This window comes from Pseudomonas sp. I8001 (genome assembly GCF_013385345.1).
In the GTDB taxonomy this organism is placed as follows: domain Bacteria; phylum Pseudomonadota; class Gammaproteobacteria; order Pseudomonadales; family Pseudomonadaceae; genus Aquipseudomonas.
On record NZ_JACAQC010000001.1, the window covers coordinates 18269 to 37504 of the forward strand.

Genomic DNA, 19236 nt, shown 5'->3' on the forward strand with positions numbered 1-19236 from the left:
GCAATGGATTCGACATGGGCTTTTTCGCGCCTACCACCCAAACGGCAACCTGGCTTCCGAGGGGAATTACGTGGATGGCGCCGAACACGGCGACTGGCGGGACTACCACGACAATGGACAGGTGGCGGCGCAGGGCGTTTATGAGCGTGGCCAGGAAGTTGGGCTGTGGTCGTTCTGGGATGCAGATGGATCTCTGGAGGAGTCCTCATGACCACTGAGCTTGCAGCGTCGCTGCACGAAGAGATCCAGTCGTTATGCAGTGCAGGTGATCAATTGGCCGATGACGGCCGTTATGAAGAGGCCATCGAGCAATACAACAAGGCCTGGATCTTGATCCCCGAGCCGAAAAATGATTGGGAAGCCTCCACCTGGGTATTGGCTGCCATCGCTGATGCATGCTTTTTATCCGGATTCAACGGCTCAGCCCGGGATGCCTTGGACTATGCGATGACCTGTCCGGGCGGTCTCGGAAATCCGTTTTTACATCTGCGCCTGGGGCAGGTTTTGCTGGATCAGGGCCACGATGATCAGGCCGCCGATGAATTGATGCGGGCATACATGGGCGCAGGGGCCGAGATCTTTGACAACGAGGATGGGCGCTATCTGCGCTTTCTTGGCACGCGGGCAAATCTCTAGACGCGAGGGCGGGTGTTGATGTCCACGTTGGCAATGATCCGGCAGCAATGTTTGCTTTTGAATGGCGCGCGCGCCGTTGAGCCTGGGTTTCTTGATGAGGTGCAGAGCCACCTTGGCCTGGAGCTTGCGGATGATTTTCGTGAGGCTGCCGAGTTCTTCGATGGCTCTGGAATCTACGTTTTGCCCTTGCACGCAATAGGGTGGGCGCCTGCGCCGAATGTCCTGGACGAAACCAGAAGTCTTCGAGAGCGTGCCGGGATTGCGCGGCAGTTTTTGGTATTAGCCCAGCCGCCGGCCAGTTTGATCGTGATGGATTGCTCGGGCGGAGGCGGTCGGGTGATTTGGTGTGATGACGTGGATGTGTGCCGCCTGGGTAGGGAGGCCTTGTTGACTGCGCCGGATTCATGGCCGACGTATACCGCGTTTCTTGAATACCTGATCAGTGAAGAGCAGCAAGATCGTGTGAATCTGCCCGACGATAAAGCTTGATGCTACAAGCCTGGCTGAAGTCCGGCGCGAGGGTGACGCGGAGCGTCACGGTATGCATTCCCACGCAGAGCGTGGGAACGATCAAATGCTCAAAATTTGTTATGGGCTGTCCCAACCATAGTGAAAAATTGTTGGCTCACGACATTCTCCCTAATATCAGAATGCTTGATCCTACAGATCTTGTAATAATTTTAGATTGTAGGAAATTCCCGTTTCGCCTGTACGATTCAAGTCCCTTTCCCACAACAGGACCTGCATGAACACCCTCTCGGAGCCTCCCAGTCGTCTTTCCTCAAGACATGCACTGTCGCTGTTCCCGCTGATCGCCTGCCTCCAGGCCAGGCACCCCGTCTTCCGATTGCCTACCCTTACCCGGTCCCTCGACCGTGCGTTGCCGTGCCCGGCATTCTGAAAAACTTGAAGAGATACTGAAAAATGGAATGGTTAGCGGATCCAACGGCCTGGCTCGGCCTGTTGACTTTGATTGTGCTGGAGCTGGTGCTGGGCATCGACAACCTGGTGTTTATCGCGATCCTGGCGGACAAGTTGCCGCCGGAGCAGCGTGACCGTGCGCGTCTGATCGGTTTGTCCCTGGCGTTGCTGATGCGTCTGGGCCTGTTGGCAAGTATTTCCTGGTTGGTGACCCTGACCCAACCGCTGTTCGAGGTGTTCGACAAGAGTTTCTCGGGCCGTGACTTGATCATGCTGTTTGGTGGTGTGTTCCTGTTGTTCAAGGCCACCATGGAATTGCATGAGCGCCTTGAGGGGCATGTGGCTCAGCGCACTGGCAACGTGGCCTATGCGATGTTCTGGCCGATCGTTGCGCAGATTGTGGTGCTGGATGCGGTGTTCTCCCTCGATGCGGTGATTACCGCCGTGGGCATGGTGGATGAGCTGGCGGTGATGATGATCGCGGTGATCATTTCCATCGGCCTGATGATCGTTGCCAGCAAGCCGCTGACCCGTTTCGTCAACGCCCACCCGACGGTGATCATGCTGTGCCTGGGCTTCCTGATGATGATCGGTTTTGCCCTGACGGCCGAAGGCCTGGGCTTCCACATTCCCAAAGGCTATCTGTACGCGGCCATCGGCTTCTCGATCCTGATCGAGCTGTTCAACCAGATCGCCCGGTCGCGCCGCAAGAAGTCGGCCCAGGGCACGCTGCCGAGGCGTGAGCGTACGGCCCACGCGGTGATGCGTTTGCTCGGCGGGCGTAATCTGGCAGTGGAGGAGGTGGGTGAAGAGGTCGCCGACCTGCTGGATAACCCCGATGCCAACGGCGGGCCGCTGTTCGACCGGCGCGAGCGGGTGATGATCAGTGGCGTGCTGCAACTGGCTGAACGCCCGATCCGTACGCTGATGACGCCTCGGGCGAAGGTGGACTCTATAGATCTGTCGGACGATCCCGACACTATCCGCCTGAAACTGATGCATTCGTCTTACTCGCGCCTGCCCTTGATCCGCAACGGTAATGTCGACGAGCCATTGGGCTTTGTGCACAAGAAGGAGTTGCTCAAGGAATACCTGGCCGGTAACGAGCCGAACCTGGAGCACCTGGCGCGCCGGGCGGTCAACTTGCTGGAGAGCTTTTCGATTCTCAATGCCTTGGAGCAGATGCGTGAGGAGTCGACTCACATTGCCTTCGTGATCAACGAATTTGGCGACTTTATCGGGGTGTTGAGCATGACCGACATCCTCGAGTCCATCGCCGGTGAGTTGCCGGATGCGAGTGAGGTCGAAGGCCCGGATATCGTCGAGGAGGAGGGTGGTTTTCGCGTCAATGGCGCCTTGAACCTCAACCTGATCCGCCAGCGCACCGGCTTCAAGGCTGTGGCGACGGAGGATTACCAGACCCTGGCCGGGCTGGTGATGAGCCTGCTGGATCGACTGCCGGTGGTCGGTGACAGCCTGGAACATGAAGGCTGGCGCCTGACCGTGGCGGCGGTGGAGGAGCGGCGGGTCACGCAGGTGTTGCTGGCCCCTCTTTAACGGGTGAATTTCATTCGACGCTGGGCTGGCCTTTGGATAGCATCGCCGCTCACTGAACCGTTAAGGAAGGGTTACCCGAATGACTTTGGACGTGCTTAAGATTTCTGCATTCTGTGACGGCAACCAGGGCGGTAACCCTGCAGGTGTTTGGATCGGTGACAGCCTGCCGGAAGCTGCAGAAATGCAGCGTATCGCCCACGAAGTCGGGTTTTCGGAAACCGTATTCGCCTGCCCGCAGGATGACGGCTGGCGCGTGCGGTACTTCGCGCCGGAGTCCGAAGTTGCGTTTTGCGGGCATGCCACCATCGCCCTCGGTGCGGCCTTGAGCCTGGCGCTGGGCGATGGCGAATTCCACCTGGCGTTGAACAATGGCGATATCTCGGTCAGCGGTCGCAGCGAAGGCGACCTGATCGAGGCCGCGCTGCAATCCCCGCCAACCCGCAGCGCACCGGCCAACGATGCCCTGGTGGACGCGGGCCTGACCCTGTTCGGTTACACCCGCAATGACCTGGACCCGAGCATTCCGCCAGCGATCATCCATGCCGGCATTTCCCACCTGGTGCTGGCGCTCGCCAGCCGCGCCAAACTCAGCCAGATGCACTATGAACTGGAAGCCGGTCGCCGCTACATGACCGACGCCGGGCTGGGTACCGTGGTGCTGGTGTTTGCCGAAAGCCCGACACTGTTCCACACCCGCAACCCGTTTGCGGTGGGCGGCGTGTACGAAGACCCGGCCACGGGTGCCGCGACCGCTGCCTTTGCCGGCTACCTGCGGGACCTGGGCTGGCCGCACAACGGGCGCATCGACATCATTCAAGGCGAGGACATGGGCAGCCGTTCGCGCTTGCAGGCGCAGATCACCGATGAAAAGGGTGCCTCGATTCGGGTTTCGGGGACGGCGCGGTTGATGTTGGAGGACTGATTCTGGTCCTGGCGAACGTCTCCCTCAGCGTTTTTTCGTCGAACCCCTCCAGCTTATTGATCATCTCGCCATTCTGGAAAACCAGCAGGGTAGGCGTGCCGGTAACCTCGGGATGCCTCGGGGTTCGGGCAGTGTCGAGCACCAGGCTTTTCACGGAGCTGGCGTATTTCCCGGCAATCCGTTCAAACAGTGGCCCGGCTTCCCCGCAGGCCGGGCAGTGCTGCGAAACAAACAGCATGAACACCGTTCTATGCGTCTTGAGCAACTGCTGATACTGCTCGGCATCGGCAATCACCGCCGTTGCAATTCCCATGATGATCTCCTTGAGCGAAAGGCCTGGCCCACGCTAATCCCGGCGATCAAAACCGTCTACTGTCAAAACTAACAGGTACCCACCTCCAACTGGCCCATTGTGGCGAGGGAGCTTGCTCCCGCTGGGCTGCGCAGCAGCCCAAAGCCTTCAGCGCTCCGCCCGCTCCCGAGCCTTCTTCGCCAACCCCACGCACTGCTTATAGTCACCCTGATCCTTGGCATCCTTGGCCCGACGATACCCATGATGATTCTGCGTGGTGTAGTTCGTACTGAACGCCGCCTTCAGCCTGACCAGCTCGGCCTTGCATTCGCGCCGGTCATCCTTGGCGAACACCTGGGTGGCAAATGCCAGCGACAACAACATAAGGACAAGACTGATCTTCATCTGAACGCGTTCCTTGGGAGGCTCGATCATCTGCCAAGACTAGCCCAGCCATGGAATTCTTCCATCCGGCCACTGCACCGCTTTCGTGCACGGTAACGACCCGCCCCCGCACCCAAATGTGGCCTGTCACCCCGGTGTGTAGCCAACGGTAGCAATCTGATTGCAGCGGCTGGCCCAGTGCCTTATCGCTGATAAAAATCTATCCCGTTGATTTAAAAAGAAATTAATCCCGCAATATTTTTATGTTACTGCGTGTGGCACACTTTCTGCTGTCTATTCCGTTGTTACATACTAAGTTCCGGTATAGCGGAATACACAACTCCTGGAGTGCTTGTCATGCATCACCGACCTTCCGTGTTCAAAGCGTGTGTTTTTCTCTTCGCCGCATCGGCTTCCCTCGCCAGCGTAGTGCAGGCGGCGGACAGCAAGCTCGATACAGTGCTCAAGCGTGGGCACCTGATCGTGGGTACAGGCAGTACCAATGCGCCGTGGCACTTCCAGGGAGCGGATGGCAAGTTGCAGGGTTTTGACATCGACATCGGCCACATCGTGGCCAAGGGTCTGTTCAATGACCCGAGCAAAGTCGAATACGTGGTGCAGTCTTCCGATGCCCGCATTCCCAACCTGTTGACCGACAAGGTCGACATGAGCTGCCAGTTCATCACCGTCACGGCAAGCCGTGCGCAGCAGGTGGCCTTCACCCTGCCGTACTACCGCGAAGGTGTGGGCCTGCTGCTGCCGGCCAACAGCAAGTACAAGGAAATCGAAGACCTGCAGGCCGCTGGCGACAGCGTCACCGTGGCCGTGCTGCAAAACGTCTACGCCGAAGAACTGGTGCACCAGGCATTGCCCAAAGCCAAGGTCGACCAGTACGACAGCGTCGACCTGATGTACCAGGCCGTGAACTCCGGGCGTGCCGACACCGCTGCCACCGACCAGTCCTCGGTCAAGTACCTGATGGTGCAAAACCCGGGCCGCTACCGCAGCCCGAGCTACGCCTGGAGCCCGCAAACCTATGCGTGCGCCGTCAAGCGTGGCGACCAGGACTGGCTGAACTTCGTCAACACCGCCCTGCATGAAGCCATGACCGGTGTGGAATTCCCAATGTACAAGGCCTCGTTCAAGCAATGGTTCGGTGTGGACCTGCCGGAGCCTGCGATCGGTTTCCCGGTTGAGTTCAAGTAATTCGTAAACCCTGGGGCGTCGCTGACGGCGCCCCAATCAGGTACTGCCGACCATGAACTATCAGTTGAACTTTGCCGCTGTGTGGCGCGATTTCCCCAGCTTGCTGGCGGGGCTCGGCCTCGGCCTTGAACTGGCACTGCTGTCCATCGCCATCGGTTGCGTGATCGGCCTGTTGATGGCGTTTGCGATGCTGTCCAAACACCGTGCGCTGCGCATCGTGGCCTCGGTGTATGTGACGGTGATCCGCAACACCCCGATCCTGGTGCTGATCCTGTTGATCTACTTCGCCTTGCCCAGCCTGGGTATCCGGCTGGACAAGATCCCTTCGTTCATCATCACCCTGTCGTTGTACGCCGGTGCCTACCTCACCGAAGTCTTCCGCGCAGGCCTGCTGAACATTCCCAAGGGGTTGCGTGAAGCGGGCCTGGCCATTGGCCTGGGCGAATGGCGTATCCGCGCGTACATCACCGTGCCGGTGATGCTGCGCAACGTGCTGCCGGCGCTGTCGAACAACTTTATCTCGCTGTTCAAGGACACCTCCCTCGCGGCCGCCATCGCGGTGCCGGAGCTGACCTATTACGCCCGCAAGATCAACGTCGAAAGCTACCGGGTGATTGAAACCTGGATGGTCACGACCGCGCTCTACGTGGCTGCCTGTTACCTCATTGCCATGCTGCTCCGTTACCTGGAACAGCGTTTGGCAATTCGCCGCTAAGGAGCGCCCATGTACGAATCCCCCAGCTGGCTGCATGAGTTGTGGATCGCCCGGGAAACCCTCTGGGCGGGGTTCCAGACCAGCGTCTACTGCTCGGCCCTGGCCATTATCTTCGGCACCCTGATCGGCATCGTTGCCGGGTTGATCCTGACCTACGGCAAATTCTGGATGCGCGCACCGTTTCGCCTGTACGTCGACCTGATCCGCGGTACGCCGGTATTTGTGCTGGTATTGGCGTGCTTCTACATGCTGCCGGCGCTTGGCTGGCAGATCACTGCGTTCCAGGCCGGTGCCGTGGGCCTGACGCTGTTCTGCGGCTCTCACGTTTCGGAAATCGTGCGCGGTGCATTGCAGGCCATTCCCAAGGGGCAACTGGAAGCGGGCAAGGCCATCGGCCTGACCTTCTATCAATCCCTGGGCTACGTGCTGTTACCCCAGGCGCTGCGGCAGATCCTGCCGACCTGGGTCAACTCGTCCACCGAAATCGTCAAGGCTTCCACCTTGCTGTCGGTGATCGGCGTGGCCGAGCTGCTCCTCAGCACCCAACAGGTCATCGCCCGGACGTTCATGACCCTGGAGTTCTACCTGTTTGCAGGCTTTATGTTTTTTGTCATCAACTACGCCATCGAATTGTTGGGGCGTTACATTGAAAAGCGGGTGGCGTTGCCATGAACCAACTCTCAAAAGAAAGCCAGCCACTGCTGAACATTCGCGGCCTGCGTAAACAGTACGGCCCGGTGGAAGTGCTCAAGGGCGTCGACCTGAGCATGCAGCGCGGCAACGTCGTGACGTTGATCGGCTCCAGCGGCTCGGGCAAGACCACGCTGCTGCGCTGCGTCAACCTGCTGGAAGAATTCCAGGGCGGCCAGATCACCCTCGACGGCGAATCCATCGGCTACAGCGACGTCGGCGGCAAGCGTGTGCGCCACCCGGAGCGGGTGATTTCCCAACACCGCGCAATGACCGGCATGGCCTTCCAGCAGTTCAACCTGTTCCCGCATTTGACCGCGTTGCAGAACGTCACCCTGGGCCTGCTCAAGGTCAAGAAGATGGGCAAGGACGAGGCGGTTGCACTGGCGGAAAAATGGCTGGATCGTGTCGGCCTGCTGGAGCGCCGCAATCACTTCCCGGGCCAACTGTCGGGCGGCCAGCAACAGCGCGTGGCGATTGCCCGGGCGATTGCGATGAACCCGAGCCTGATGCTGTTCGACGAAGTCACCTCGGCCCTGGACCCGGAACTGGTGGGCGAAGTGCTCAGCGTGATCAAGGGTTTGGCGGAAGAGGGCATGACCATGTTGCTGGTCACCCACGAAATGCGCTTTGCCTATGAAGTCTCGGACAAGATCGTCTTCATGAACCAGGGCCGCATTGAAGAACAAGGGCCGCCGAAAGACATTTTCGAACGCCCGCAATCGCCGCGACTGGCGGAATTTCTCAAGAACATTCGTTTTTAAATCATCACTTCAGGAGATCCATTATGAGCATTACTCGTTACGGCACCGGCGCCACTGCAGGCGGCGGCCAGCCTCGTCCTTTCGCCCGCGCGGTGGAAGCAGATGGCTGGTTGTACGTGTCGGGCCAGGTGCCGGCGGTGGACGGTGAAATCATCACGGGCGGGATCGTCGAGCAGACCCACCAGACCATGCGCAACGTGGTGGCGATTCTCGAAGAAGCCGGCTACGCCCTTGAAGACGTGGTGCGCGTCGGTGTATGGCTGGAAGACCCACGGGACTTCTGGAGCTTCAACAAAGTCTTCGGCGAATACTTCAACCCGGAACATGCTCCGGCGCGGGCGTGTGTGCAGGCGAACATGATGGTCGATTGCAAGGTTGAGATCGATTGCGTGGCCTACAAGAAAAAAGGCTAAATGATCGACCGCAACTTGCAGTGATGAAACTCGTTTGTGGCGAGGGAGCTTGCTCCCGCTGGGCTGCGTAGCGGCCCCAAAAAAACGGGAGCGCTTCGCACTCCAGCGGGAGCAAGCTCCCTCGCCACAGAGGACTCATCTACTGCGATTTTAAGCCTTTGACGGGACCCGAAACTGCCATGACCGAAGACACCATCAAACGCCGCGCCAAAGGCCTCGACCGGGCGTTCGATATCCTCGATTTCCTCAAGGAAATCGGCCAGCCCCTGCGCCCGAATGACATCGCCAGCGGCATCGGTAGCCCCAAATCCACGGTCTACGAATTGGTGGCCTCGCTGCTGGAACGGCGCATCCTCGAAACCGTCGGCAAGGACGGTCACGTCTACCTCGGCCGTCAGCTGTACTTCCTCGGCCAGGCCCACCTGCGCCATTTCGACCTGACCCGCGAAGCCGACCACGCCCTGCAGGAAATCGTCAGCCAAACCCACGAAACCGCCCAGATGTGCCTGCTCAATGGCCGCAAATACACCGTGGCCCTGATGCGCGAAGGCGAGCGGCATTTCCGCATTTCCTCAGACATCGGCGAGAACGCGCCGATCCCCTGGACCGCCTCCGGCCGCCTGCTGCTGGGCCACCTGAGCGACCAGCAAATCATCGACCTGATCGACTACGACGACTTCATCCTCCCGGACGGCCAACGCCTGCCTCTGGAAACCTTCCTCGGGCAAATCCGTCAGGCCACTCTCGACGGATTCTTCTCCTTCGACAGTGTCGCCGACACCTTTACCCACTGCTTTGCCGCCCCGGTCCGGGACGCCCAAGGCATCAGCATTGCGACCCTGTGCATCGTCGCCCCACGGGCCGATGCGATCAAAAACTACAACGACTACCGCCGGGTGCTGATCGACAGTGCGAACAACCTGGCCCGTCGCATCAACGAATAGGAAACCCTTATGTCTGCCTTCAATGCCGTTGAAAAAGGCGCCGCCGCCGTCGGTGCACATCTGGTCCGTGACGTCAGCCTGCCGGCCCTGGTGTTGCACCGCGACGCCCTGGAACACAACATCCGCTGGATGCAGGATTTCGTCAGCAACAGCGGTGCGCAATTGGCGCCTCACGGCAAGACCAGCATGATGCCCGCGCTGTTCCAGCGGCAGATCGAGCAGGGCGCATGGGGCATCACCCTGGCCAACGCCGTGCAGACCCGCGCTGCGTACGCCGGTGGGGTTCGCCGGGTGTTGATGGCCAACCAACTGGTGGGCGCGCCGAACATGGCGCTGATCGCCGACCTGCTGGCCGACCCCGAATTCGACTTCCACTGCATGGTCGACCACCCGGACAACGTCGCCGACCTGGGCCTGTTCTTCGCCGCCCGTGGCCTGCGCTTGAACGTGATGATCGAATACGGCGTGGTCGGCGGGCGTTGCGGTTGCCGCACCGAACAACAGGTGCTCGACCTGGCCAAGGCGATCAAGGCCCAGCCTGCGCTGGCCCTCACCGGCATCGAAGGCTACGAAGGGGTGATCCATGGTGAGCACGCCATCAGTGGCATCCGCGAATTCGCCGCCTCCCTGGTACGCCTGGCCGTCGACCTGCAAAACAGCGGCGCCTTCGACCTGGCCAAGCCCATCATTACCGCCTCGGGTTCGGCCTGGTACGACCTGATTGCCGAATCCTTCGAAGCCCAGAACGCCGCCGGTCGCTTCCTCAGCGTATTGCGCCCGGGCAGCTACGTGGCTCACGACCACGGCATCTACAAAGACGCGCAGTGCTGCGTACTCGACCGTCGCAGCGACCTCAACGAAGGCCTGCGCCCGGCGCTGGAAGTCTGGGCCCATGTGCAGTCGCTGCCGGAGCCGGGCTTCGCGGTGATCGCCCTGGGCAAGCGCGACGTCGCCTACGACGCCGGCCTGCCGGTGCCGCTCAAGCGCTACAAGGCTGGCGTGCTGCCAGCCGAGGGTGATGACGTGACCGCGTGCAAGGTCACCGCCGTGATGGACCAGCATGCGTTCATGGTCGTCGCACCGGGGGTTGAGCTGCGCATTGGCGACATCATCTCCTTCGGCACATCCCACCCGTGCCTGACCTTCGACAAGTGGCAAGTGGGTAATCTGGTGGATGAGCAATTGCAGGTGATCGAAAGCCTGCATACCTGCTTCTAGACCGAGTCGCGCCTTTCGCGAGCAAGCCCGCTCCCACATTCGACCGAGTTCCTTCAGTTGAAATGCATTCAAATGTGGGAACGGGCTTGCTCGCGAAGAGGCCCTCCAGTACATCGAGAGACCCCAGGCATGAACACAAAACCGCGCATCGCCCTGATCGGCGAATGCATGATCGAACTGCAACACCGCGCCGACGGCAGCCTGCAACAAAGCTTCGGCGGCGACACCCTGAACGCCGCCGTCTACCTGCGCCGCGAACTGGGTGAACCGAGCACCGTCGACTACGTCACCGCCCTGGGCGATGACAGCTTCAGCGATGCCATGTGCAAGCACTGGGCCGAAGAAGGCCTGGGCCTGGGCATGGTCCAGCGCCTGCCCGGGCGCCTGCCGGGTTTGTACTGCATCCAGACCGATGCCAACGGCGAGCGCAAATTCCTCTACTGGCGCAATGAAGCGGCCGTGCGCGACTGCTTCACCACACCGGCGGCCGAGCCGATCCTGGCAGCGTTGCCGACGTACGACGTGGTGTATTTCAGCGGCATCACCCTGGCGGTGCTGGGCGAAGTGGGCCGTGCGCGCCTGCTGGAAACCCTGATCGAAACCCGCAAGCGCGGCGGCAAGGTGGTGTTCGACAACAACTACCGGCCACGCCTGTGGGCCAGCGTGGACGCCGCACGCGCGGCGTATCACGCGGTGTTGGCCGAGGTGGATATCGCCTTGCTGACCGAGGATGACGAACGGGCGTTGTTCGGCTATGAAGACAGCGAGCAGGTGTTTGCGGCGTACCCGACGATTGCCGAGGTGGTGCTCAAGCGCGGGGCGGATGCGTGTTTGATTCGCTGTGAGGGGGAGCGGTTCGAGGTGCCGGCGCTGGTGGTGGAGAAGGTGGTCGACACTACGGCGGCGGGGGATTCGTTCAGTGCGGCGTACCTGGCCAGTCGGCTCAAGGGCGGCTCGCCGCAGGAAGCAGCCTTGGCCGGGCATCGGCTGGCGAGCCGGGTGATTCAGGTGCCGGGTGCACTTATTCCCCGAGACTAACGCTGATCGTTCCCACGCTCCGCGTGGGAATGCAGCCAGGGACGCTCTGCGTCCCAAGAGCGGACGCAGAGCGTCAGGTGAGGCATTCCCACGCGGAGCGTGGGAACGATCAGCCATCAATCGCGGTAAAACACTTGCACCAGGTGATACCCGAACTTGCTCTTGATCGGCCCATGAACCAGCTTCACGGGCTTCTTGAAGATCACCGCATCAATCACCCCCACCATCTGCCCCGGCCGCACTTCACCCAAATCACCGCCGCGCTTGGCGGAAGGGCAGGTGGAGTACTTCTTGGCCAACACATCAAACGCTTCGCCCTTGGCAATACGCTGCTTGAGCTGTTCGGCTTCCTCACTGGTTTTCACCAGAATGTGACGGGCTTGGGCTTTCATTGATCGGTCCTGATGTGAAACGGCGCGCGATTATGCCTGAAGTCAGGCCTCTGAGCTGATCATGCTGCGGATTTTGTTGGCCAGCAGGTCAATCGAAAACGGCTTGGCCACCATGTCCATGCCTTCCTCCAGGAACCCCTGGCGCTCGGCGGCTTTCTCGGCGTAACCGGTCATGAACAGCACCTTCAGGTCCGGCCGGTGTTGCCGGGCGATTTCCGCCAGTTGCCTGCCGTTCATCCCCGGCAAGCCCACATCAGTCACCAGCAAATCCACGCGCAAGTCGGACTCCAGCAACGGCAGCGCCGCCCGTGCATCCGCCGCCTGGTGTGCGGTGTAGCCCAGTTCATCCAGCACATTCACCACCAGCATCCGCACTGCCGGGTCGTCCTCGACCACCACCACGGCTTCGCCTTCTAGCGCCACCGGGGCTTCGCCCTGGGTAGCGGGTGTGGTCCGCTCCAGTGCCGTGCCATGCAGGCGCGGCAGGTACAGGCGCACGCAGGTGCCCTGGCCCGGTTCGCTTTGGATGGTCACGTGGCCGCCGGATTGCTGTGCAAACCCATAGATCATCGACAGCCCAAGGCCGGTACCCTGGCCGATGGGCTTGGTGGTGAAGAACGGGTCGAAGGCCTTGGCGAGGATTTTCGCGGTCATGCCGGCGCCGTTGTCGCTCACGCCGAGCATCACATAGTCGCCGGCCTTGACCGGTTCCAGGGTGGTGATGTCGGTGCCGTCGAGGTAGCTGTTGGCGGTCTCGATGCACAATTGCCCACCGTCGGGCATCGCATCGCGGGCGTTGATCACCAGGTTGAGCAGGGCGTTTTCCAGCTGGCTGGCGTCGGTGTTCACCGGCCACACGTCGGTGCCCAGTTGCACCTTGAGTTCGATGTGCGCGCCCTTGGTGCGGCGGAACAGGTCTTCCAGGGACGCCACCAATTGATTCGGGTCGACCGGCTTGCGGTCCAGGGATTGGCGGCGGGAGAAGGCCAGCAGGCGATGGGTCAGCGCAGCGGCGCGATGAGCCGAGGATACGGCGGCGTCGGTGAAACGGCCGATCTCGTCGCTGCGCCCGGCGGCGATATAGCGTTGCATCAGGTCCAGGCTGCCGATGATCCCGGTGAGCATGTTGTTGAAGTCATGGGCGATGCCGCCGGTGAGCTGGCCGACCGCTTCCATCTTCTGGGCATGGCGCAGGGCGTCTTCGGCACGCTCGCGCTCGAACATCTCGTTTTGCAGGCGCTGGTTGGCTTCGGCCAGGGCCTGGGTGCGCTGGCTGACGCGCTCTTCGAGGTTTTCGTTGAGGTGGCGCAGGGCTTCTTCGGTCAGTTTGCGCTCGGTCTCGTCGATTACAAAAATATAGAAACCGTTGACTGAGCCGTCAGCGCTGAAACGCGGCAGGTACTTCATCAGCGCGTGGCGTGGCCGCCCGTCATGGTGCGGGGTGACGGTGACAAAACTGCAGGCCTTGCCCTTGAGTGCCGCCTCGATCTTGTCGACGCGCCCGGCATAGATTTCGTCGCCCACGACTTCGCGGATGCTCTTGCCGTACAGCTCCTGCGGGGTCATGCCGTACCAGTCCAGGTAGGCACTGTTGTTCAGGCGAAAACGCTGCTCGTGGTCGACATAACCGATCAACACCGGCATGGCGTTGATGATCAGTTGCAGCTCGGTCTGGCTTTGGCGCAGGGCCTGTTCGGTGTGCTTGCGTTCGGTCAGGTCGAGGGCGGCGCCGAGAAAACGCGCCGGTCGGCCATGGTGGTCCTTGTAGCAGCGGCCCCGGGCAAACACCCAGCGCACTTCGCCGTCGGCGCGCTGCAGGCGGTATTCCTCGGCGTACTCGGTGCCGTGGGTGATGCAGTGCTTGATGCTGCGGGCCACCATGCCACGGTCTTCGGGGTGCACGCCTTGCAGGTAGTCGCTGATGGGCAGCAGGTCGGCGTCGCACGGGTCAACACCGTGCAATTGGGCGAAATGGGCGTCGGCGATAAAGCGGTCTTCGCCGATATCCCAGTCCCAGGTGCCCACGGCATCGGTGGCGGCCAGGGCCAACTGCAGGCGCTGCTCGGTGTTGCGCTGGGCCTTGAGGCTGTTCTCGGTGCGCTGCTGCAGTTCCAGGGCGATGCGCCGGCGCTCGTTGGTTTCGATGGCGGTGATCAGGATCCCGGCGACCTCGCCACGTTCGTCGCGGATCGGGCTGTAGGTCAGGTCGAGCCAGATCTCGGTGTCGCGGTCGTTGCGCTGCAGGACGAAACGCTGCTCGGTGAAGGTGCGCACCTGGCCCATGAGGACGGCGCTGTAGATCGGGTCGGTAAACGGCTTGAGCTCAGGCCAGATCAGGTCAGCCGGTTGGCCGAAGGCGGCCGGGTGCTTGTTGCCGGCCAGCATTGCGAAGCCGTCATTGTAGATCTGGGTGAGTTCGGCACCCCACAGCAACAGCATCGGCATCGGTGAATGGATCACGATGTCGACGGCTGTACGGAGACTTTGCGGCCAATCAATGGCGTCACCGAGGGGGCTTCGTGCCCAGTCCAGCCGCGCAATCAGTGCTGCGGCCTCGCTGCCGGTGGGTGATACGTTCATGTAAATGCCCTGCGCGTAACGCTTGAAGAATGACAAAAGCCGATTATCCCGCGACCCGGGGCCGGCTTTCCACCCTCGAAAAATAGCATGCTTGAGGGGTTTGTCTTCAAATGAGTGCTTAAAGGCTAAAACGTTTCATCTTTCTGCCAGCTCCGGGCGATCACGAAATTGCTCCAGCGCCTCGGGGTTGGCCAGTGCGTCGGTGTTCTTGACCGCCTCGCCATGCACCACGTTGCGCACCGCCAGCTCGACGATCTTGCCGCTGATGGTGCGCGGGATATCCGTCACCGCGAGGATCTTCGCCGGCACGTGGCGCGGCGTGGTGTTGGCGCGGATCACTTGGCGGATCTGCTGCTCCAGGCCGTCGTCCAGTTCGATGCCATCGTTGAGGCGCACAAACAGCACCACCCGCACGTCATCCTGCCAGCGTTGGCCGATGGCCAGGCTTTCCAGGACCTGAGGCACTTTTTCCACCTGGCGATAGATCTCTGCGGTGCCGATGCGCACGCCGCCGGGGTTGAGCACGGCGTCCGAGCGGCCATGGATCAGCAAGCTGCCATTGGGTCGCTGTTCGGCGTAGTCGCCCTGGGCCCACACGCCCGGGAACTGGCTGAAATACGAGGCCCGCAGTTTTTCCTGGTGCGGGTCATTCCACAGGCCGATGGGCATTGCCGGGAAGTGCCGGGTGCACACCAGTTCGCCTTTTTCGCCCACCAGCGGGTGGCCCTGGTCGTCCCACACTTCGATAGCCATTGCCAGGCTCTTGCACTGCATCTCGCCACGGCGCACCGGCAGCACCGGGTTGCCGATCACGAAGCAGGACACGATGTCGGTGCCGCCCGACATCGACGACAGGCACACCTCGGGCTTGATCTCGCGGTACACGTAGTCGTAGCTCTGGGGCGACAGCGGCGAGCCGGTAGAAATCAGGCCCTTGAGGCTGCCCAGATCATGGCTCAGCCGCGGTTGCAGCCCGGCTTTCTCCAGGGTGGCAAGGAACTTGGGGCTGGTGCCGAACACGCTGATTTTTTCCTGGTCGATCAGGTCCATCAGGCGTTCCGGCCCGGGGTGAAACGGCGAGCCGTCATACAGCACCGCCGTGGCGCCGATGGCCAGTACCGATACCAGCCAGTTCCACATCATCCAGCCGCAGGTGGTGTAGTAGAACAGGCAGTCGTCCCGCGACAGGTCGGCGTGCAGGCCGTGCTCCTTGAGGTGGGTGAGCAGCACGCCGCCGGTGCCGTGGATGATGCACTTGGGCACGCCGGTGGTGCCGCTGGAATAGAGGATGTACAGGGGCTGATCGAAGGGCACGGCGACGAAATCGGGCTCACCGCCGGGGCTGTAGAAGTCGTCCCAGAGTGCGACGTGGGCCCGGGTCTGATAATCCTCGGGACGCGCCTGCGGGCGGGCATACGGCACGATGATCAATTGTTGCAGGGACGGCAGCCGTTCGAGGATTTCATTGAGCTTGCTGCTTTGGTCGATGACCTTGCCGGCGTAGCGGTAACCGGCGCAGGTGATCAGCACCTTGGGTTCGATCTGGCCGAAGCGGTCGATCACGCCCTGGGTGCCGAAGTCCGGCGAGGAGCACGACCAGATGGCGCCGAGGCTGGTGGTGGCGAGCATGCCCACCAGGGTTTGCCAGGTATTGGGCATGCACGCGGCGACCCGGTCCCCCACGCTCACACCGGCGGAACGCAGGCTGCGTTGCAGGCCGGCGACGTGGCGGGCCAGTTCGGCGTAGGTCAGTTGTTCGCGCTGGCCGTCTTCGCTGATCGCGACTACGGCGGGGTGATCGTCGCGGCGGCGCAGCAGGTGTTCGGCAAAGTTCAGGGTAGCGCCGGGAAACCACTGGGCGCTGGGCATCTCGGCGTCTTCGATCAGCACCGCGCTGGGCGGCGTGCGGAACTGCACCTCAAAAAACTCGACAATCGACTGCCAGAAGTCCGGGCGCTGGTCGATGCTCCACTGGTGCAGGGCCGGGTAGTCGCCGATCTGCAAGGCATGGCGATCATTGATGAAGCGCCGGAACTGGTCCATCCGGGTGTTGTGGATGCGTTCGGGGGAGGGTTGCCAGAGTATTTCGGACATAAGGAAATCTCTTTTTTATTATCTGATCTATCTAACGACACCGATCAAAATGTGGGAGCGGGCTTGCTCGCTCCCACATTTGAGCTGCGGTGTCTTGGGAATCGTCGTTTACTGGGCCAGCCAGCCACCGTCGATATTCCACGCCGCGCCCCGCACCTGGCTGCCGGCTTCGCTGCACAGGAACAGCACCAGCTCCCCCAATTGCGGCGGTGTCACGAACTCCAGCGACGGCTGCTTCTCCGCCAGCAAATCCTGCTGCGCCTGCTGCGGGTCAATCCCGCTGGCAATCCGGTCATCAATCTGCTTCTGCACCAGCGGCGTCAGCACCCAGCCCGGGCAGATGGCATTGCAGGTGACATTACTCTGGGCGGTCTCCAGGCCCACCACCTTGGTCAGCCCGATCACCCCGTGCTTGGCAGCGACGTAAGCCGCCTTGCCCACCGAACCCACCAGCCCATGCACCGAGGCGATATTGACGATCCGTCCCCAACCCTTGGCTTTCATGCCCGGCAGGCTCAAACGCGTGCTGTGGAAGACCGACGACAGGTTGATCGCAATGATCGAATCCCAGCGCTCCACCGGGAATTCGTCCACCGGCGCCACATGCTGGATCCCGGCGTTGTTCACCAGAATGTCGATGCCGCCAAACTCGCGCTCGGCGTAGGCGATCATCTCGGCGATCTGCGCCGGGTCGCTGACGTCGGCCGGATGATGCCCGACCTTGCCGCCGAAGGCCTGCACCTGGGCGATCACCGCGCTGGCATCGCCGAAGCCGTTGAGGATCAGGTTGGCGCCGGCCTTGGCCAGGCTCAGGGCGATGCCCAGGCCGATGCCGCTGGTGGAACCGGTGACCAGGGCGGTCTTGCCGTTCAATGTCGTCATATCAACCTCACACAATGCCGGTGGCGTAGAAAGTACCAATCACCACGAACACCGCGAGGGTCTTGATGATCGTGATGCCGAAAATATCTTTATAGGCTTCGCGGTGGGTCAGCCCGGTGACCGCCAGCAGCGTGATCACGGCGCCGTTGTGGGGCAGGGTGTCCATGCCGCCACTGGCCATGGCGGCGACCCGGTGCAGTACTTCAAGAGGGATATTGGCCGCATGGGCCGCTGAAATAAAGCTCTCCGACATGGCCGCCAGCGCAATGCTCATGCCGCCCGAGGCGGAACCGGTGATACCGGCCAGCAGGGTCACGGTAATCGCTTCGTTGACCAATGGGTTGGGAATGCCCTTGAGCCAGTCCGCCAGCACCAGGAAGCCCGGCAGCGAGGCGATCACCGCACCAAAACCGTATTCCGAAGCGGTGTTCATCGCCGCCAGCAATGCCCCGCTGACCGCGCTCTTGCTGCCCTCGGCGAGCTTGCTGCGAATCGCCGAGAAGCCGAATACCAGCACTACGATGATTCCCACCAGCAACGCCGCCTGCACTGCCCAGATTGCCGTGAGCTTGGCGACTTCGGTCTGCACCGGCACGCTCATGCCCGGCAGGCTGAGGGTGTGGGTCTTGCCGTACCACAGCGGAATCCAGTGCGTGAACAGCAGGTTCATGATGCCCACCAGCAGCAGCGGCGACAGGGCGATCCATGGGTTGGGCAGCTTGATGTCTTCGGCGGTTTCCGGCTCGTTGCGCAGCTCGGTCCCATAGCCTTCACCGGCGCGCTGGGCCTTGTTGCGCTGGCGGGCCAGGTACAGCATGCCGGCGCAGAACACGAAGATCGTGCCGATCAGCCCCAGCCACGGCGCGGCCCAGGCGGTGGTGTTGAAAAAGGTGCTGGGGATGATGTTCTGGATCTGCGGCGTGCCGGGCAAGGCGTCCATGGTGAACGAGAACGCGCCGAGGGCGATGGTCGCCGGCAGCAGGCGCTTGGGGATATTGCTTTGGCGGAACATCTCGGCGGCAAACGGGTACACCGCGAACACCACCACGAACAGCGACACGCCGCCGTAGGTCAGCAGGGCGCACACCAGCACGATCACCAGCATCGCCTGGCGGGTGCCGAGCAACTGGATCGCGGCGGCGACGATGGAGCGCGAGAAACCGGAGATTTCAATCAGCTTGCCGAACACCGCGCCGAGCAGGAATACCGGGAAATACAGCTTGAGGAAGCCGACCATTTTCTCCATGAACACCCCGGTGAACGCGGGAGCGACGGCGGAAGGGTCGGTGAGCAGCACGGCGCCGAGGGCGGCGATGGGGGCGAACAGGATGACGCTGTAGCCACGGTAGGCGGCCAGCATCAGCAGCGCCAGAGCGGCGAGGGCAATGATCACACTCATGGTGTGTCTCCATCTGATTGTTATTTTTGTGGGGGTGAGGCGGTGGGGAGGGGCTTTAGCGAGATGTGTGCCAAGTTATTAACCTGTTGAAATATAAAGATAATATTGTTTTTTTAGGTTTGAATTTTGAAGTTTGTCTCTGATTTGAGACTGGCGCTGATCAAATGTGGGAGCTGGCTTGCCTGCGAT

Annotated in this window: 19 protein-coding genes and 1 pseudogene; 13 read left to right on the forward strand and 7 right to left on the reverse strand. The window is 61.5% G+C overall.

Annotation, left to right across the window (positions count from 1 at the left end):
• Nucleotides 1–7: 7 nt before the first annotated feature.
• From HX839_RS00105 to HX839_RS00125, 5 genes are all read left to right on the forward strand, one after another.
• Nucleotides 8–211: a toxin-antitoxin system YwqK family antitoxin gene (locus HX839_RS00105; RefSeq protein ID WP_371132908.1), complete on the forward strand. Its 204-nt coding sequence runs from the start codon at nucleotides 8–10 to the stop codon at nucleotides 209–211.
• The gene (locus HX839_RS00110) at nucleotides 208–636 is read left to right on the forward strand and encodes a hypothetical protein (RefSeq protein ID WP_003207983.1); all 429 of its coding nucleotides are present in this window, start codon (nucleotides 208–210) and stop codon (nucleotides 634–636) included. Before HX839_RS00105 ends, HX839_RS00110 begins: the two co-directional genes overlap by 4 nt.
• 18 nt (nucleotides 637–654) lie before the next feature.
• Entirely contained in the window at nucleotides 655–1125 is a 471-nt protein-coding gene (locus HX839_RS00115) for a hypothetical protein (protein WP_177066568.1), read from the forward strand.
• Nucleotides 1126–1560: 435 nt separating this feature from the next.
• Nucleotides 1561–3114, forward strand: coding sequence for a TerC family protein (locus HX839_RS00120; RefSeq protein WP_177066569.1), 1554 nt, complete (start codon nucleotides 1561–1563; stop codon nucleotides 3112–3114).
• A gap of 79 nt (nucleotides 3115–3193) precedes the next feature.
• Entirely contained in the window at nucleotides 3194–4036 is an 843-nt protein-coding gene (locus tag HX839_RS00125) for a PhzF family phenazine biosynthesis protein (protein ID WP_177008263.1), read from the forward strand.
• On the opposite strand, the gene HX839_RS00130 is transcribed toward HX839_RS00125, so the two are convergent.
• Both HX839_RS00130 and HX839_RS00135 read right to left on the reverse strand, forming a co-directional pair.
• Nucleotides 3972–4349, reverse strand: coding sequence for a co-chaperone YbbN (locus HX839_RS00130; protein ID WP_087694192.1), 378 nt, complete (start codon nucleotides 4347–4349; stop codon nucleotides 3972–3974). The two genes, HX839_RS00125 and HX839_RS00130, sit on opposite strands and share 65 nt — an antisense overlap.
• A 147-nt stretch (nucleotides 4350–4496) precedes the next feature.
• Entirely contained in the window at nucleotides 4497–4733 is a 237-nt protein-coding gene (locus HX839_RS00135; RefSeq protein ID WP_003207990.1) for a hypothetical protein, read from the reverse strand.
• 336 nt (nucleotides 4734–5069) lie between these two features.
• Here HX839_RS00135 and HX839_RS00140 point away from each other — a divergent pair, with 336 nt between their 5' ends.
• From HX839_RS00140 to HX839_RS00175, 8 genes are all read left to right on the forward strand, one after another.
• The gene (locus HX839_RS00140) at nucleotides 5070–5918 is read left to right on the forward strand and encodes a transporter substrate-binding domain-containing protein (protein ID WP_003207992.1); all 849 of its coding nucleotides are present in this window, start codon (nucleotides 5070–5072) and stop codon (nucleotides 5916–5918) included.
• Nucleotides 5919–5970: 52 nt separating this feature from the next.
• The gene (locus HX839_RS00145) at nucleotides 5971–6633 is read left to right on the forward strand and encodes an amino acid ABC transporter permease (protein WP_003207993.1); all 663 of its coding nucleotides are present in this window, start codon (nucleotides 5971–5973) and stop codon (nucleotides 6631–6633) included.
• A 9-nt stretch (nucleotides 6634–6642) separates the two neighbouring features.
• Nucleotides 6643–7305, forward strand: a complete 663-nt coding sequence (locus HX839_RS00150; protein WP_010173357.1) for an amino acid ABC transporter permease — start codon at nucleotides 6643–6645, stop codon at nucleotides 7303–7305.
• Nucleotides 7302–8087, forward strand: a complete 786-nt coding sequence (locus tag HX839_RS00155) for an amino acid ABC transporter ATP-binding protein (RefSeq protein WP_169388036.1) — start codon at nucleotides 7302–7304, stop codon at nucleotides 8085–8087. The genes HX839_RS00150 and HX839_RS00155 overlap by 4 nt, the downstream gene beginning before the upstream one ends.
• Nucleotides 8088–8110: 23 nt before the next feature.
• On the forward strand, nucleotides 8111–8500 hold the full coding sequence (locus HX839_RS00160) for a RidA family protein (RefSeq protein ID WP_003208000.1): 390 nt from the start codon (nucleotides 8111–8113) through the stop codon (nucleotides 8498–8500).
• Between the two features lie 179 nt (nucleotides 8501–8679).
• Nucleotides 8680–9444: an IclR family transcriptional regulator gene (locus tag HX839_RS00165; protein ID WP_003208002.1), complete on the forward strand. Its 765-nt coding sequence runs from the start codon at nucleotides 8680–8682 to the stop codon at nucleotides 9442–9444.
• Between the two features lie 9 nt (nucleotides 9445–9453).
• Entirely contained in the window at nucleotides 9454–10662 is a 1209-nt protein-coding gene (locus tag HX839_RS00170) for an amino acid deaminase (RefSeq protein ID WP_102369341.1), read from the forward strand.
• A gap of 129 nt (nucleotides 10663–10791) precedes the next feature.
• Entirely contained in the window at nucleotides 10792–11700 is a 909-nt protein-coding gene (locus tag HX839_RS00175; protein ID WP_177066570.1) for a sugar kinase, read from the forward strand.
• 116 nt (nucleotides 11701–11816) lie between these two features.
• Here HX839_RS00175 and HX839_RS00180 read toward each other — a convergent pair.
• From HX839_RS00180 to HX839_RS00200, 5 genes and pseudogenes are all read right to left on the reverse strand, one after another.
• A pseudogene (locus tag HX839_RS00180) lies at nucleotides 11817–12107 on the reverse strand (peptidylprolyl isomerase); the annotation flags it as partial.
• A gap of 27 nt (nucleotides 12108–12134) precedes the next feature.
• Complete coding sequence (locus tag HX839_RS00185) at nucleotides 12135–14672, reverse strand: PAS domain-containing protein (protein WP_177019447.1); 2538 nt, start codon at nucleotides 14670–14672, stop codon at nucleotides 12135–12137.
• A 135-nt stretch (nucleotides 14673–14807) separates the two neighbouring features.
• A complete protein-coding gene (locus HX839_RS00190) occupies nucleotides 14808–16766 on the reverse strand; it encodes an acetoacetate--CoA ligase (protein ID WP_177066571.1) in 1959 nt (652 codons plus the stop codon).
• 108 nt (nucleotides 16767–16874) lie between these two features.
• On the reverse strand, nucleotides 16875–17648 hold the full coding sequence (locus HX839_RS00195; protein WP_177028300.1) for a 3-hydroxybutyrate dehydrogenase: 774 nt from the start codon (nucleotides 17646–17648) through the stop codon (nucleotides 16875–16877).
• A 7-nt stretch (nucleotides 17649–17655) separates the two neighbouring features.
• Nucleotides 17656–19047 (reverse strand): GntP family permease, encoded by a 1392-nt coding sequence (locus tag HX839_RS00200; protein WP_003208013.1) that lies wholly within the window; start codon nucleotides 19045–19047, stop codon nucleotides 17656–17658.
• Nucleotides 19048–19236: the final 189 nt, after the last annotated feature.

What these genes read in the sequence shown, in the direction of transcription:
- HX839_RS00110 (WP_003207983.1), top strand. Translation starts at nt 208, where the DNA reads ATGACCACTGAGCTTGCAGCGTCGCTGCACGAAGAGATCCAGTCGTTA.
- HX839_RS00115 (WP_177066568.1), top strand. Translation starts at nt 655, where the DNA reads ATGTCCACGTTGGCAATGATCCGGCAGCAATGTTTGCTTTTGAATGGC.
- HX839_RS00120 (WP_177066569.1), top strand. Translation starts at nt 1,561, where the DNA reads ATGGAATGGTTAGCGGATCCAACGGCCTGGCTCGGCCTGTTGACTTTG.
- HX839_RS00125 (WP_177008263.1), top strand. Translation starts at nt 3,194, where the DNA reads ATGACTTTGGACGTGCTTAAGATTTCTGCATTCTGTGACGGCAACCAG.
- HX839_RS00130 (WP_087694192.1), bottom strand. Translation starts at nt 4,349, where the DNA reads ATGGGAATTGCAACGGCGGTGATTGCCGATGCCGAGCAGTATCAGCAG.
- HX839_RS00135 (WP_003207990.1), bottom strand. Translation starts at nt 4,733, where the DNA reads ATGAAGATCAGTCTTGTCCTTATGTTGTTGTCGCTGGCATTTGCCACC.
- HX839_RS00140 (WP_003207992.1), top strand. Translation starts at nt 5,070, where the DNA reads ATGCATCACCGACCTTCCGTGTTCAAAGCGTGTGTTTTTCTCTTCGCC.
- HX839_RS00145 (WP_003207993.1), top strand. Translation starts at nt 5,971, where the DNA reads ATGAACTATCAGTTGAACTTTGCCGCTGTGTGGCGCGATTTCCCCAGC.
- HX839_RS00150 (WP_010173357.1), top strand. Translation starts at nt 6,643, where the DNA reads ATGTACGAATCCCCCAGCTGGCTGCATGAGTTGTGGATCGCCCGGGAA.
- HX839_RS00155 (WP_169388036.1), top strand. Translation starts at nt 7,302, where the DNA reads ATGAACCAACTCTCAAAAGAAAGCCAGCCACTGCTGAACATTCGCGGC.
- HX839_RS00160 (WP_003208000.1), top strand. Translation starts at nt 8,111, where the DNA reads ATGAGCATTACTCGTTACGGCACCGGCGCCACTGCAGGCGGCGGCCAG.
- HX839_RS00165 (WP_003208002.1), top strand. Translation starts at nt 8,680, where the DNA reads ATGACCGAAGACACCATCAAACGCCGCGCCAAAGGCCTCGACCGGGCG.
- HX839_RS00170 (WP_102369341.1), top strand. Translation starts at nt 9,454, where the DNA reads ATGTCTGCCTTCAATGCCGTTGAAAAAGGCGCCGCCGCCGTCGGTGCA.
- HX839_RS00175 (WP_177066570.1), top strand. Translation starts at nt 10,792, where the DNA reads ATGAACACAAAACCGCGCATCGCCCTGATCGGCGAATGCATGATCGAA.
- HX839_RS00185 (WP_177019447.1), bottom strand. Translation starts at nt 14,672, where the DNA reads ATGAACGTATCACCCACCGGCAGCGAGGCCGCAGCACTGATTGCGCGG.
- HX839_RS00190 (WP_177066571.1), bottom strand. Translation starts at nt 16,766, where the DNA reads ATGTCCGAAATACTCTGGCAACCCTCCCCCGAACGCATCCACAACACC.
- HX839_RS00195 (WP_177028300.1), bottom strand. Translation starts at nt 17,648, where the DNA reads ATGACGACATTGAACGGCAAGACCGCCCTGGTCACCGGTTCCACCAGC.
- HX839_RS00200 (WP_003208013.1), bottom strand. Translation starts at nt 19,047, where the DNA reads ATGAGTGTGATCATTGCCCTCGCCGCTCTGGCGCTGCTGATGCTGGCC.